Origin of the sequence: Chryseobacterium sp. ERMR1:04 (assembly GCF_001297705.1) — a bacterium.
In the GTDB taxonomy this organism is placed as follows: domain Bacteria; phylum Bacteroidota; class Bacteroidia; order Flavobacteriales; family Weeksellaceae; genus Chryseobacterium.
This window is the reverse complement of record NZ_LIRF01000004.1, coordinates 101,291-116,067: the sequence shown is the minus strand read 5'-3', so window position 1 is coordinate 116,067 and position 14,777 is coordinate 101,291. Positions and strand designations below refer to the sequence as shown.

The 14,777-nt window shown below is 34.1% G+C and carries 13 protein-coding genes; 6 read left to right on the top strand and 7 right to left on the bottom strand.

Annotated features, from left to right (window positions below; translation table 11 throughout):
• Nucleotides 1-40: 40 nt before the first annotated feature.
• The 4 genes from AMQ68_RS07970 to AMQ68_RS07955 all read left to right on the top strand — a co-directional run bounded on the left by AMQ68_RS07970 (nt 41) and on the right by AMQ68_RS07955 (nt 4,542).
• Entirely contained in the window at nt 41-1,405 is a 1,365-nt protein-coding gene (locus AMQ68_RS07970) for an ATP-binding protein (protein WP_054510125.1), read from the top strand.
• Nucleotides 1,406-1,492: 87 nt separating this feature from the next.
• Nucleotides 1,493-2,533 carry a lipopolysaccharide assembly protein LapB gene (locus AMQ68_RS07965; protein ID WP_054510124.1) on the top strand — a complete coding sequence of 347 codons (1,041 nt, stop codon included), beginning with the start codon at nt 1,493-1,495 and terminating at the stop codon, nt 2,531-2,533.
• 110 nt (nt 2,534-2,643) lie between these two features.
• Nucleotides 2,644-3,753: a peptide chain release factor 2 gene (gene prfB / locus AMQ68_RS07960; protein ID WP_054510123.1), complete on the top strand. Its 1,110-nt coding sequence runs from the start codon at nt 2,644-2,646 to the stop codon at nt 3,751-3,753.
• Between the two features lie 87 nt (nt 3,754-3,840).
• Nucleotides 3,841-4,542, top strand: coding sequence for a DedA family protein (locus AMQ68_RS07955; RefSeq protein WP_054510122.1), 702 nt, complete (start codon nt 3,841-3,843; stop codon nt 4,540-4,542).
• A gap of 43 nt (nt 4,543-4,585) precedes the next feature.
• On the opposite strand, the gene AMQ68_RS07950 is transcribed toward AMQ68_RS07955, so the two are convergent.
• Complete coding sequence (locus AMQ68_RS07950; RefSeq protein ID WP_054510121.1) at nt 4,586-5,455, bottom strand: alpha/beta hydrolase; 870 nt, start codon at nt 5,453-5,455, stop codon at nt 4,586-4,588.
• Nucleotides 5,456-5,654: 199 nt separating this feature from the next.
• Between AMQ68_RS07950 and AMQ68_RS07945 the strand changes: the two genes are divergently transcribed.
• Together AMQ68_RS07945 and AMQ68_RS07940 are read left to right on the top strand one after the other, a co-directional pair.
• Nucleotides 5,655-6,539, top strand: a complete 885-nt coding sequence (locus tag AMQ68_RS07945) for a DUF808 domain-containing protein (protein ID WP_054510120.1) — start codon at nt 5,655-5,657, stop codon at nt 6,537-6,539.
• Between the two features lie 77 nt (nt 6,540-6,616).
• Nucleotides 6,617-7,534, top strand: coding sequence for an acyltransferase family protein (locus AMQ68_RS07940; RefSeq protein ID WP_071254749.1), 918 nt, complete (start codon nt 6,617-6,619; stop codon nt 7,532-7,534).
• 2 nt (nt 7,535-7,536) lie between these two features.
• Here AMQ68_RS07940 and AMQ68_RS07935 read toward each other — a convergent pair whose 3' ends face one another.
• The 6 genes from AMQ68_RS07935 to proS form a co-directional block, all read right to left on the bottom strand.
• Nucleotides 7,537-8,217, bottom strand: a complete 681-nt coding sequence (locus tag AMQ68_RS07935; RefSeq protein WP_054510118.1) for a DUF4304 domain-containing protein — start codon at nt 8,215-8,217, stop codon at nt 7,537-7,539.
• 103 nt (nt 8,218-8,320) lie between these two features.
• On the bottom strand, nt 8,321-9,448 hold the full coding sequence (gene dnaJ, locus AMQ68_RS07930) for a molecular chaperone DnaJ (RefSeq protein ID WP_054510117.1): 1,128 nt from the start codon (nt 9,446-9,448) through the stop codon (nt 8,321-8,323).
• Nucleotides 9,449-9,527: 79 nt separating this feature from the next.
• Entirely contained in the window at nt 9,528-10,064 is a 537-nt protein-coding gene (locus AMQ68_RS07925) for a nucleotide exchange factor GrpE (protein WP_054510116.1), read from the bottom strand.
• A 340-nt stretch (nt 10,065-10,404) separates the two neighbouring features.
• Nucleotides 10,405-11,745: an Nramp family divalent metal transporter gene (locus tag AMQ68_RS07920; RefSeq protein WP_054510115.1), complete on the bottom strand. Its 1,341-nt coding sequence runs from the start codon at nt 11,743-11,745 to the stop codon at nt 10,405-10,407.
• Nucleotides 11,746-11,859: 114 nt separating this feature from the next.
• Complete coding sequence (locus AMQ68_RS07915) at nt 11,860-13,155, bottom strand: OmpA family protein (protein WP_054510114.1); 1,296 nt, start codon at nt 13,153-13,155, stop codon at nt 11,860-11,862.
• A gap of 128 nt (nt 13,156-13,283) precedes the next feature.
• Nucleotides 13,284-14,759: a proline--tRNA ligase gene (gene proS / locus AMQ68_RS07910; RefSeq protein WP_054510565.1), complete on the bottom strand. Its 1,476-nt coding sequence runs from the start codon at nt 14,757-14,759 to the stop codon at nt 13,284-13,286.
• Between the last annotated feature and the right edge of the window lie 18 nt (nt 14,760-14,777).

Here is a 14,777-nt window from a genome sequence, read left to right as displayed (position 1 = left end):
CTTTTAAATGCTAAATTTGATAGAATACTAATCAATCACTATGAAGTTAATTGAACTGGCAGAGGAGCTCCATGTTTCTGCAGAAGCTATCAAACAATTTATCCAGGATTTTGATCTCGAGCTTGGCGTTTGTATCAGTACCAATTTTGAAATAAAAGAAGATTTTGAAAAATTTGCCCGGGAGAATATAGATTTTCTAAAGAAATATGAAAAAGATCTTGACCAAAATAAAACATTGGAGCAGATTGCAGAAACCATCAATCAGCCTAAAGATAAAGTAGAGAAAACCATAAAAGAAACCACTCCCAATATTTTTGATAACGGATTTTTTAAATCTTCTATTTCAAGCTATGGAATTGATAATAAATTAGGCGGAAATTATAAGTTCGTGTATAATTATTTTGGGCATAAAACAAGCCTTCAACACAGAGATTTTATTGGGTATAGAGATCTTTTCTTTTATATATCAAGTGTTTTGGAGCCGTTTTTAAATCCACAACAGATAAAAGATTGGGGAATTAATAAGCCTGCCGGAATGATTTTATATGGACCTCCCGGAAGTGGTAAGATTTTCTGGGCCAATAAAATTGCAGAAATTATCAATTATCAATTCAAGGAAGTTAAAAAACATTATTTGGGAACCTCATTTGTAGATGGAACCGAAACCAATTTCAATGATTTTCTTCTCGAGGTGATGAAGCAGAATAAAGTATTGTTATTTCTAGATGATTTTGATGAAATTATGATGCAGAGAACGGCGGAAACCGATATTGCTTCATGCAATCTTGAAACGCAGGAAATTATTCTTCATCACATCGGAAAATTTGAAAAAGAAGATTTGTTGATGGTCGGTTCAGCGAATACGGTTTCGGAAATTGATGAAGAAATTCTCGCTCCTGGAAGGTTTGATGTCATGATTCCTATTTTCCCTCCTAATGCTTTGGAACGTTCAGAAATTATTCTGTATGCCATGACGAAAGGTCTTGAACAAGATTCATTATTATATAAGATTCTTAAAAATAATAAAGCGGATAAAATTCCTTTCTGGCAAGATATTTCATCTAAAATGAAGGTTTTCAGCAATACGATGTTGATTGATTTTACCCAGAGTTTAAAAAAACGCATTAAAAATTTATATCAAAGATCTAAAAATGAAAATCTAAAGATTGACCAAAATCTTTTGGATGGCGCTTTCAGAGATGCAGGAGGAAAACTTACAGAAGAATATCTGGAGCAGATTGCAAGATTTTTAGCGGATGTTGTCATCAATAATTTTGACGATTTTCAATACAGAGTTCAATCTCTAAAAGTAGAGTTGGAGTCTTATAGAGTCGTTGAAGAACCGCAAAGAATTATTGGGTTTTCTCATAATGGGGAAGAAGAAAAAGGGAAGGATAAAGGGTGATTTTTAGGAGTTATCTAATAGAACATTTAGTTGTTAAAATTGCAGAGGTTTTATTGAAAATAATTTAATTTGCAATAAAAACACACAATGAAAAAAGGGTTATTAATTTTTCTTCTAGCAAATTCAATGCTTTGCTTTTCTCAAAAGAAAGAAATGGCGGAGGCTATGAAAAATAAAAACTATCAGAAAGCTATTTCTTTAGGATATAAATTACTTAGTGAGAATCCTGATGATTTTGAAATTAATCTTGGAATGTCAATGGTTTATAATGGATATTCAGATCATAAAAATGCTCTTTTTTATTCAGAGAAGCTTGAAAAATTAGCCCAACAAGATTGGGAATATTGTTGGGCATTTATTCAATTGATGCGGACTCATTATGAGGTTGGAAACAACATAGTTTCTAGGGGATATTATACCAAAGCAAAAAATAATAAAGGAACCAAAAATGCAGACTTAGAATTAAATTATTTAGGGAGGTTGCTTGGTTTTGATACAATGTATGATAGCTGGAGAACTATAGAAACAGCAAATATTATATTTCATTTTGAAGGTTCTATCAACCAAGATAAGATTAATGAAATTGTAAAGTCTAGACAAAATTCTTTTATAAAGATTAATGATTTCTTTAATTCAAAACTTCCAAAAAAAATTGATTTTTTTGTTTGGAATTCTGAAGATAGCTACAATTCATTTTTAAATAAAAAATTAGGCTTTGCAAATCCTATTTATTGTATAGCCCACAATAGATTAAACCAAAGCTCGGGACATGAAATTGCTCATAATATTAGCTTTTGGTCTGGAAATTACAAAAAAAATCAGACGAAATTTGTAAATGAAGGAATTGCTGTCTGCTTTGATCTGAATAGTGATGATAAGTTTAAGATTGCTAAAGAAGTATATAAAATTCATCCAATAGACATAAAGAAAACTTGGCAAGAAAATTTGGAAATTGATGAAGATATTTTGTATCCTATTTCAGGAGCTTTTGTTCAATATTTAATTAAGTATGATAAAGAGAAATTTCTTACACTTAATGATAATCAAACTTATGAAAATGCAAAGAAGATTTATGGAGATAAAATAGATTCTTTAATAAATGATTTTACTGCTACATTAAAAGAATAGCTACAATGAACTGTTTTTAATGTAAAACTCACGATAATTCATTATTCATAATGTATGACTTATCATTAATATAAAAACTTTATCCGTATTTTTGTAAAAAAGAAACATTCGTGATCAACAACGACCAGATAAAAGAAGTTCAATCCAGAATTGAAGCCCTATATAAATATCTTCAGATAGAAAAAAAGAAGATAGAGATTTCCAATGATGATGAAAAAACTGCCGCACCTGAATTTTGGGATAATCCTAAAACAGCTGAAACTTTTCTAAAACAGCTTCGTTCCAAGAAAAAATGGGTAGAAGGATATGATGAGATCAATTCTCAGTTTGAGGATTTGCAGGTTTTAATGGAATTTGCCAAAGAAGATCCAGATTCTGAAAAAGAATTGGATGAAACATTTCCTAAATTGGTAGAGAAAATTGAAGATCTTGAGTTTAAAAACATGCTTTCTAATGAAGGGGATGAGCTTTCTGCCGTTTTACAAATTACTGCAGGCGCCGGAGGTACAGAAAGTTGTGATTGGGCTGCAATGCTGATGAGAATGTACACCATGTGGGCAGAGAAGCAAGGCTATAAGATCAAAGAACTCAACTATCAGGAAGGGGATGTTGCCGGAGTAAAAACGGTAACCTTAGAAATTGAAGGGGAATATGCTTTCGGTTATCTGAAAGGTGAAAATGGAGTTCACAGACTGGTAAGAATTTCACCATTTGACAGTAATGCAAAACGCCATACCAGTTTCGTTTCTGTGTATGTTTATCCTCTGGTAGATGATACGATTGAAATTAATATTAATCCTGCTGATATTTCATTTGAAACCATGCGTAGCTCAGGAGCGGGTGGACAAAACGTAAACAAGGTGGAAACAGCGGTTCGTCTTCGTCACGCCCCAACAGGAATTATCATTGAAAACTCCGAATCTCGTTCACAGCTTCAGAATAAAGAAAAAGCGATGCAGTTGCTTCGTTCAAGACTATACGAAATGGAATTGGAAGAACGTTTGAAAGCCCGTAATGAGATTGAGGCCAACAAAATGAAAATCGAGTGGGGAAGTCAGATTAGAAACTACGTGATGCATCCTTATAAATTGATAAAAGATGTGCGCTCTGCTCATGAAACTTCAGATGTAGATTCTGTGATGAACGGAAATCTTACACCTTTCCTGAAAGCCTATCTGATGGCAGATGGAACGGCGGCTTCTGAGGATCTGGACCTATAAAATGTCATGCTTAAATTTTAGTTAAAATCGCCTAATAAATTTCCATTTGACATTTATTAGGCCTATTTTTGTTACTTATCAATATATATGGAAGATTTCACTAGCTGGAAAGATTTATTAAACCCGGAGTTTTATATAAAAATGGGAGGGTTTTGGCTTATTTTATTTATTGTTTTCGCTGAAACTGGTCTTTTTGTAGGATTTTTTCTACCTGGAGATTCTTTACTTTTTGTTTCAGGAATTTATGCTGTTGATATTATCAAAGAGACTTTTGGCTCCACAGGTAGTGACTTCTTAGATACCACAATTTTAGCTTCGGCAGTTGCCGTTGCTGCAATTATTGGGAACGAGGTAGGATATTACTTTGGGGTAAAAGCAGGACCTGCTTTATACAAAAAGCAAGATACGATGTTGTTTAAGAAAAAATACCTGTATCAGGCTCATGATTTTTTCGAGAAACATGGTGCATTAGCAATTATCATGGCTAGATTTTTACCTGTTGTAAGAACTTTTACACCAATGGTTGCTGGGATTGTAAAAATGGACAAAAAAGAGTTTTTGAGAGATAATATCATCGGAGCTGTTCTTTGGTCGTTTATATTAATTTTTGCAGGACATTATCTTGACAAATTGTTTATGGAACAATTTGGAATCAATTTAAAGCAAAAACTGGAATATATAATCATTATTATCGTTTTAGTAACAACGCTGCCAGTGGTCGTTAAATTCCTATTTGGCAAGAAAGCAGATCATTCTAAATACGAGAATAAAGATCAAGATTCAGAGTAATATAAAATAAGATAACATATTAATAACCTGCTATTAAAGCGGGTTATTTTTTTATCCAATCCAGAATATTGGGATAGATGATGCTGTCTCTTTTCGTTTTATTAAAAAACCGTGGAACGTGACCTGTCTTTTTCATAAAGATTAATTTATGGGGAATATTTTTCTCAGTAAGAACAGAATCCAGCAATAATCCCTGATGTTGATTGACTAAAAAATCCGTATTTCCTTGAAATAATAACGTAGGAACGTTCGTAACATTCGCAATCGGACTAGCTTTTTGAAATTCCTCAGACAGATTTTTTCGGTCAAATTTTATTCCGACCACCTTTTGAAAAGTAGGTGAAGTATATTTAGAGTAAAATGAATTTAAATATTCTTGAGAATAAAAATCAGTCGGCCCACTTAAGGAGATAATCTTTTTAACTTGATCAGGATGTTGATAACCATACAGTAATGACAAATGTCCACCCGCACTTTCGCCTAAAAGAATATAATTGTTGGATTGCAGTTCTGCTTTATCGGCTAGAGAATTAAATTTCTCAATGGCTAAACCTATATCTTCTAACTGCTGCTTGTAAGTGATTTTTTTTGCTGTTGAAACCAGTCGGTAATTCATATTAATGCTTGGAATGTTATTCTTAAAAAGCATTTTCTGAATTTGGATCATGTGTTCTTTTTTTCCGAGTGTCCACGCACCGCCATGTACAATAAGAACGACGGGAGAATCTACAGGATATTCTGTTGGTAAGAAAATATCCATTTTCTGTCTTTTATGTTCTCCGTATTTTAGGTTATAGATCTTTTGTTGATTATTGGTTCCCACCCAGACTCTGAATTTTGTATTACAAGAATTTAATAAAAAGCTAGTGCATCCTAACACTAAAAAATGATATCGGAGAATGAGCTTTTTCATAGGTTAAAATTACAGAAAAATAATAGCAAAAAATATTTCTGATGAATGATTTTTATAGATGTGTAAATGATTTAGGAATATCTTTTTTAGAATTCAAGAATCTTTTCTTTAGTAAATTGCCCTTAAAAGAAAATGAAAAATGGAATTAAAACATTATTTTTGCTGAACTTAACATATATTAAAAAAACATTAAAATAATATGGCATCTGGTTTTTTTGCAATTTTAGATGATATCGCAGCGCTGATGGATGATGTAGCAGTGACTACTAAAATAGCGACTCAAAAAACAGCAGGGATCTTAGGAGATGACTTGGCTGTAAATGCAGAAAAGGCCACCGGCTTCCTTTCTTCGCGTGAGCTACCTGTTTTGTGGGCGATTACTAAAGGTTCTTTCATCAATAAACTAATCATTTTACCTATTGTGTTTTTGCTCAATTGGTTGTATGCTCCGGCGATTAATTATGTATTAATTCTTGGAGGATTATATTTAGCTTTCGAAGGGGTTGAAAAAGTGATAGAATTTCTTTTTCACGGTGATAAAAAAGGTCATGAAGTTGTAAAAGAAATTGAAGTATCCGAAAAAAGTGCTGAAGAAATAGAAAAAACAAAAGTGAAATCTGCAATTACTACAGATTTTATTTTATCAATCGAGATTGTAATTATTGCTTTGGGAACCGTATTGGAAGAAAGTCATCCTTTCATTACACAGATTTTAGTAACAAGTTTAGTGGCGTTTATTGCGACTGTGGGAGTTTATGGAATTGTTGCGCTTATTGTAAGAATGGATGATGCAGGATTTAAATTAATCAAAAAAAGTAATGACAAAGGTTTCTTCGGAAAGCTGGGACATTTATTGGTGAAGGCTTTACCTGTTATTATTAAAGTTTTAGGTGTAGTGGGTACAGTTGCTTTAATAATGGTAGCAGGGAGTATTTTTGCCCATAGAATAGAATATTTTCATGAATTATTTCCAACGTGGCCGGATGTTTTAAAAGAACTTACTTTCGGAATTGTAGGCGGACTAGGAGCGGTGGCCTTATTTACACTAGGAAAGAAAGGATATTCTTTAGCTACCCGAAAATAATTTTTCTGAAAAAAATAAAACTTATATTAGCTTATGAATACATCTAAACCTTGTATTCATAAGCTTTATTAATAAATATGAGAAATTTAGCGGTTGACATATTAAAAATTATACTCGCATTTTTTGTGGTTTTTTTGCATATGCACTTGCTGAGAGATTCTTATCCTTCATTAAGTTATGTTTTGGTGAACGGGCTTTTCAGAATAGGAGTTCCTGTTTTTTTAATAATAACAGGATATTATTTTTATCATGTAGATGACATTAATAAATTAAAAAAATGGCTGATAAGAATATTCTTGCTGTATGCAATATGGTCTATCATCTATATTCCTTTCTGGAAAGAAGATAAAGTATTCATTAATATACTATTTGGTTATCATCATTTATGGTATCTTATCGGGACGTTCTTCGCAGGTATTATATTGTTTGCCTTAAAAAATAAATCGCCTCAATTTCTTTTACTAACAATTTTGTTTCTATTTGGGTGTGGGTACATGATACAAATGTTGGGGAATCTTCATTATTTTACGGGAGAGTTAGATACAACATTGAATTTATTTCCTTCGTATAGAAATTTCCTGTTTGTCTGTTTTCCTTTTCTGGGAATAGGTTTTCTTATTAAAAAGTTAAATATTGATGTAAAACAAAAGCCGTCATTGCTACTTGTTGCAGGCTCAGTAGGCCTTGTTGTGTTAGAAGCTTTTTTGAATTATAAAGTGATAGGATTGGATAAAAAAGAAAGTATAGATCTATTGATTTCCCTACTCATTGCCTGCCCAATTGTATTTTTATACTGTAAAAGTATCCCCGTAAAAACAGATTCTAAAATTTTAGCAAGTATCTCCACCGCTATTTATTTGGTGCATCCTCTGATCATGGAATGGATTTTTAATCTTCACCTTCCTTCATTCGAGTTTGTGATCTTTATAACTGTATTGTTAATTGTAAGCTTGATATTGGTGTTGATCAATAGAAAGATAAAATACCTGCTGTAGATCTACTTTATTTTTAAGCCGTTTACAAAAGCCAATGTAATCTTATCTGCTCCGTGGAATTCAGAATAATTGAGATCAATTTCATCCTGAGTTTTTAGTTTCTCATAAAGTTTAAGAATATTTGCTTTGTAAGGGCAACTATTTACAAAATTATTTAAGAAGATTTCGGCGGTCTCTTTTTCAGAAAAGCAGAGGAGAAAGTCTAAAGGAGAGATAGAATCTTCTGACCATTGATTAAACTTTGTTCCGTTCTTCTTTAAAAAATCAATGGCTGTTTCTTTTGAATTAAAGATTTCAAAAATAGGGAAGAGGTATTGTTGTATGTTTTCTGTGATTTCGTTGATTGATTTTTCATACGATAAACCAGCTAAATTCCATTCTTTCCAATTATTAAATGGAGTTAAATAACCAATCTGATTTCCAAAAATTAAACCTTGTGAATACTCATTTTTTGTCTGTTCTATCTGCCATTTCTTTAAACTTTTAGAATAAATATTGAGATGAGGAAGTATCTGGATAGATGAAGAATCATTTCTAAAACTCGACTGAAAATAAATCTCAAAATAGAGGTCTTTATCAAGAGAACTTTTCTTAAGTCTTTGTCCTTTTTCTAGAATTTTAAATCCTTCAAGGGTATTGGCGATTTCGTTGCAGGCATTTAAAAATACAGTTCTTGTGTCCATTAGTTTCTTAAGATAGTTTTGATTAATTCAAATAAAAACAAATATAAAAGAAAATAAGAAAGCATAAAAAAAGAGACTTGCAATAAGTCTCTTTTAAATATTTTTAGTTGAATAAATCTTTCACTTTATCAAAGAAAGTTTTTTCTTTTCCGGAAGGTTCTGCAACCATTTCTCCGCTAGACATCTGCTTTTCGAAGAAGTCTTTTTGTTCTTTCGTAAGTTTTTGAGGAGTCCATACATTAATGTGGATGAACATATCTCCTTTTCCGTAGCTGTCGATGCTTGGTAAGCCTTTTCCTGCCAGTCTTAGGATCTTTCCTGATTGTGTACCAGGCTCAATGGTAATTTTTACTTTTCCGCCAACAGTAGGAATTTCTCTTTTGGTTCCTAATGAAGCTTCAGCAAATGAAATATATAATTCTTGGTGAAGATTATCACCTTCTCTTTTAATTACTTGGTCTACTTCTTCCTCTACAATCACCAATAGGTCTCCGGGAATTCCTCCAAATGGAGCGTCATTACCTTTTCCTCTTACATTAAGCTGAATTCCGTCTCTTGCTCCTGCTGGAATGTTGATCGTGATTTCTTCTTCATCTTTTATTAAACCTTGTGCATTGGCTCCTGCTGGAATTTTATCGGCAACTTTACCGATTCCCTGACAAGTTCCACACGTAGTCTGTGTCTGCATTTGTCCGAACATCGTGTTCATTACTTTCAACTGAACACCAGATCCGTTACATGTAGGACACGTTTTTGAAGTCGCACCAGGTGCCGTCTTCATTTTTTTTACTTTAAGAGTTTTTTGGGTTCCATTCACCATCTCTTCAAGGTTCAGCTTGATTCTGATTCTTAAGTTAGAACCTTTCACTTGCTGTTGTCCTCCGCCACCAAAGCCACCGCCACCGCCGAAATGACCACCGAAAATATCTCCAAACTGACTGAAAATATCTTCCATATTCATTCCGCCGCCGAAACCGCCTCCGCCGCCTCCAAAGCCGCCGTTTCCTCCAACTCCTGCATGGCCATACTGGTCATATCTTGCACGCTTATTGTCGTCGCTTAATATTTCATATGCTTCTGCAGCTTCTTTGAATTTCTCTTCGGCTTCTTTATCTCCCGGATTTTTATCTGGGTGAAATTTGATCGCCATTTTACGGTATGCTTTCTTTATTTCTTCGGCTGATGCAGATTTGCTAAGTTCAAGAACCTCGTAATAATCTCTTTTTGACATGTCTTTATATGAGTGATTTGTAATGAGTAATAGGTAATAAGCAATTTTGAATATTACCTATTATTCATTGCTTATATTTTTAATTTCCTGTTACTACTTTTGCAAAACGAATAACTCTTTCGCCTAACATATATCCTGTTTCGATAACGTCTACAATTTTACCTTTCAAATCTTCTGAAGGAGAAGGAATCTGAGTAATAGCCTCATGAAGATCTACATTAAAAGTATCTCCGGCTCTTACTTCCATCACTTTTAAGCCCTTTTCAGTAAGTTTGTTTTTAAGTTTTTGGTAAATAAGCTCAACTCCTTGAAGGTCTGATTCATTTCCGTTTTTAGCGATTTCTTTTAGCGCTCTTTCAAAATCATCCAATACCCCAAGCATAGAGATCATCATCTCCTGATTTGCATACTGGAAAAACTCCATTTTCTCTTTAGAAGTTCTTTTTTTATAATTTTCAAATTCAGCGTAAAGACGGATGTAACGGTCTTTCTCTTCTGCCAAAAGTTCTTCTGGAGTAGGAGCGTTTGTCACATTTTCTTCAGAAACTGTTTCATTCTGAGTATTCGTATCTTGTTGTGTATTGATATTTTCTTCGTTGATATCCTGATTTTCCATTTTCAATAACTATTTTAATGAATTATTTGGCAAAGATACTGCCAAAGAAAAAATCAGGACATTAAGGCAGGATTAACGATAAATGATCAATAAGAAATGGTCATTTTTTCCTACTTGATTAATTTACGACTTCACAGTAAAATATTTTTTCAGAAGCTATTCTCGCTATCCACTCATACTCCTCGCGCCAGCACACGCCAAGGCTAAAATCCTCCAACGCTCCCATTTTCTTGCTGTGGGGTAACCGTTCCTATCGAGGCTAAAAAGTCAATAGAGAATTTCAATTGTCAATTTTTCCAGTTTGATTGTAGATTCACAATTGATCATTCACCATTCACATTTAAAACTGTTCTCCGAAAAAGGTTTGATACAGCAAATAAAGATTTAAAATAATAATAACAAATGAAATAATCCAGATGCAGACTTTCATCAATGGTTTATTGACGAATTCTCCCATTTTAGCTTTGTCGTTGGTAAACATCACCAACGGAACAACAGCAAAACTCAGTTGCATAGAAAGGATAACCTGACTCAAAACCAATAATTCAGTCGTTCCTTTTTCACCATATAATATAGCGACAATTAAGGCAGGAATTACAGCGATTAATCTTGTAATCAATCTTCTTAGCCAAGGTTTTAATTTAATGTTTAAAAAACCTTCCATTACGATCTGTCCGGCAAGAGTTCCCGTTAATGTAGAGTTTTGCCCGGAAGCCAGTAAGGCAATCGCAAAAGCAATACTTGCCATGGAAGCTCCCAAGATCGGTGTCAGCATTTTATAAGCATCATGAATATCTGCAACACCATGATTTCCTGTGGTATGGAATGTAGCTGCTGCTAAAATAAGAATGGCAGCATTAATAAAAAAAGCAAGCATCAAAGAAACCGTACTGTCTAACGTTGCAAATTTTATCGCTTCTTTTTTACCTTCTCTGTCACGAGTATAATCTCTTGTCTGTACAATACTGCTGTGCAAATAAAGATTGTGAGGCATAACGGTAGCCCCCAAAATCCCGATGGCAATATAAAGCATGGCCGGATTTTGAAGGATCTCTTTTTGAGGAACCAAACCGCCTAGAATTTCATTAAAAGCAGGTTGAGAAATTACGATTTCATAAATGAAACAGGCTAGAATGACAAAAATTAGTCCACCAACAATGCTTTCAATCCACCTGAAACCTTTTGCCTGAAGTAAAAGAATAATTAAAACATCTACAGTAGTAATCACAATTCCCCATGTTAGAGGAATATGGAACAGTAAATTCAATGCAATGGCCGAACCAATGACCTCGGCGAGATCACAGGCGGCAATGGCTATTTCACAAAATACCCAAAGCATGAAATTGGTTTTTGGACCAAAATGATCTCTACAAGCCTGAGCGAGATCTCTTTCTGCAACAACTCCTAATTTTACAGACAAATGCTGTAAAACCATCGCAAAAATATTAGAAATAAGAATGACCGAAAGTAAAGTATACCCAAATTGTGCGCCTCCGGCAATATCGGTAGCCCAGTTTCCGGGGTCCATATATCCAACGGCAATCATCAAACCAGGGCCTGCAAAAGCAAGATATTTCCTCCAAAAACTTCCGTTTTTAGGGACTTTTATTGAAGCATAAACTTCTGATAGAGAGTGGGATGTTTTATCTTTACGCCAAGCGTTTTTTATATTCAAACTCATAAATGTTAGAAATGACTAACAAATTTAATTAAATAAATGAAAATACAAAGTATATGACAAAAAAAATCCCGAAAATTATTTTCGGGATTTTCTATATAATATTGCTCGCAAAGATTATTTTGCAAATCTTACAGACATTTTTCTGTCAACTGCTCTTTCAGCATCAGAAGCTTTAGCGTCTACTTTAGCAAATTTGCTTCCGTATCCTTCAGCTCCTAAAACTTGTCCACCAAGATTTTGTTTTGCCAACCAATCCTTAATGTAGGCTGCTCTCGCAGTTGAAAGTTTTACGTTATTTGCTTCGTTACCTGTCTTGTCAGTATAACCACCAATTTTTATTTTAGCATCAGGGAAAGCTTTTAAAATAGCTGCTAAATTCTCCAATTGTCCTTGAGAACCCGCTTCTAATTCTGTTGAACTCCCTAATTTGAAATTTACATGGTCAAAATCATACCATTTATCCTTTAATGCACTATCATCTTTAGCATTTTTATAACTATCAGACTTTAGGAAAGCAATCATTTGATCTTCCATTCCACCTTTGTAACCTTTAAGAGCTGTACCGTTAAGATCAATGTTTTCATCAACTTTAGCTGTTGTAGCTCCGGCTGCAGTATCTGGTGAAGAAACTGTTGCTGCAGTATCAGTAGGCATCGCCGTTGAATCTGTAGCGACCATTGTAGTCGTTGTTTCTTTTTTCTCACACTGTTTCCATAGGAAATACCCCGCTGCAATCAGTAATAATAAAGGAAGCAACCATTTCCAGATAGATCCGCCTCCTTCGGGAGTATTTCTATCAGGATCAGTCCCTACAGGAGTTGTACTTCTTGTTACTTCTATTTTAGGCTCTGCACTAGGGGTTGGCTTTGGAGTGTCGTTATCAAACTTATAGCCTTTCGCCCAGTCTCCAATGTTTAATGAAGCTAAAGAAAGTCCTGCAGGTAATAATGAAGAGACAATACCTTTTTGATCACTCAATAAATTTGAGATCCCTGATTTGTCTAAATTATTATCAGCAGCATATTTTCCAACGGAACCTAATGTAGCACCTGTAACAAGGTTGAGCAAAGAGCTTGAAGAATTATTGCTAATTCCTGCAAATGTTGAGATAGAATTTACCAATCCGCTCAGTTTGTCACCAAAAATTGAGGACAAAAGACCAGAGATCGTAGAGTTACTGGAAGAGTTTCCTAACAGATCTCCTAAAATTCCACTCGATGAAGCACTTGAAATTGCATCTAAAACACCGGGACTGCTAGAATTATTTGCTAATCCACCCACGACTGCAGGCAATAAACCTCCAATTGCTTTAGAAATTCCAGATTCACTTTCTCCAAGCTGAGAGGCAGCCTGAGTTACTAAGGCGGGACCTAATTGTCCTTTAATTAAATCAATGACATTTAAAGACATAATAAATTATTTTGGGATTAATGTGAGATAAATTTAATCAAAAATTCTTCCAAATGGTTCATTTCAAAAAAAAATCTTTAAAAATTGCAAGAATTTTTAAAGATTTGTTAATTTTATTAAGTTGGATTTTAATATGCTTTTGCAAATAAAACTCGTCTTTTAGATGGTTTTCCTGAAATAAGAGAAATACCTTCTTCTGTGTCATCATCTGAAGGAATACATCTGATGGTAGCCTTCGTTTCGTCTTTTATTTGTTCTTCCTCTTCTTCTGTACCATCCCAATGTGCAGAAATGAAACCTCCTTTTTCTTCTAAAACCTTTTTAAACTCTTCATAGCTATCAACTTTAGTGATATGATCTTCTCTGAAGTTTAATGCTTTCGTGTAAATATCTTTCTGAATTGTTTTTAATAATTCTTCAATATAAGTATCTAAACCTTCAATAGAATGAGTTTCTTTGGTAAGGTTATCTCTTCTTGCGATCTCAACAGATTTGTTTTCTAGATCTCTTGGTCCCATTGCGATTCTTACAGGAACACCTTTTAATTCGTATTCTGCAAATTTCCAACCTGGTTTGTTATGGGTGTCATTGTCAAATTTCACAGAAATACCTTTAGCTTTCAATTTAGCCTGAATTTCTAAAGCGACTGCACTGATTTGCTCTAATTGCTCTTCTCCTTTAAAGATAGGAACAATCACCACCTGAATTGGCGCCAATGTTGGAGGCAATACCAATCCGAAATCATCAGAGTGCGTCATAATTAAAGCTCCCATCAAACGAGTTGAAGTTCCCCAAGATGTTGCCCAAGCATGTTCTATTTTACCTTCTTTGTTGGTGAATTTTACATCAAAAGCTTTCGCGAAATTCTGACCTAAAAAGTGAGAAGTTCCAGCTTGCAATGCTTTTCCATCCTGCATTAATGCTTCAATACAGTATGTTTCATCTGCTCCTGCAAATCTTTCAGAAGGTGTTTTTACCCCTTGAATAACAGGCATTGCCATGAAGTTTTCTGCAAAATCTGCATATACTTTGTTCATTTTTTCAGCTTCTTCCACTGCTTCATCTTTTGTAGCGTGAGCGGTGTGGCCTTCCTGCCATAAGAATTCTGCTGTTCTTAAAAATAAACGGGTTCTCATTTCCCAACGTACAACGTTTGCCCATTGGTTAATTAATATAGGTAAATCTCTGTAAGATTGGATCCAGTTTTTATACGTACTCCAGATAATCGCTTCTGATGTTGGACGAACGATAAGCTCTTCTTCCAATTTAGCATCTGGGTCTACAATTAATTTTGCAGGATTATTTGGATCTGTTTTTAATCTGTAATGGGTAACAACCGCGCATTCTTTTGCAAAACCTGCAGCATTTTTTTCTTCAGCTTCAAACAAACTTTTGGGCACAAAAAGCGGGAAATAAGCATTAACGTGACCTGTTTCTTTGAATTTTTTATCCATTTCATCACGCATTTTTTCCCAGATCGCATATCCGTATGGTTTTATAACCATGCATCCTCGCACCCCTGAGTTTTCAGCTAGGTCTGCTTTAACAACTAACTCGTTATACCATTTGCTGTAATCTTCGCTTCTTGAGGTTAATTTTGCCATTATTCTTAAAATTTTTTT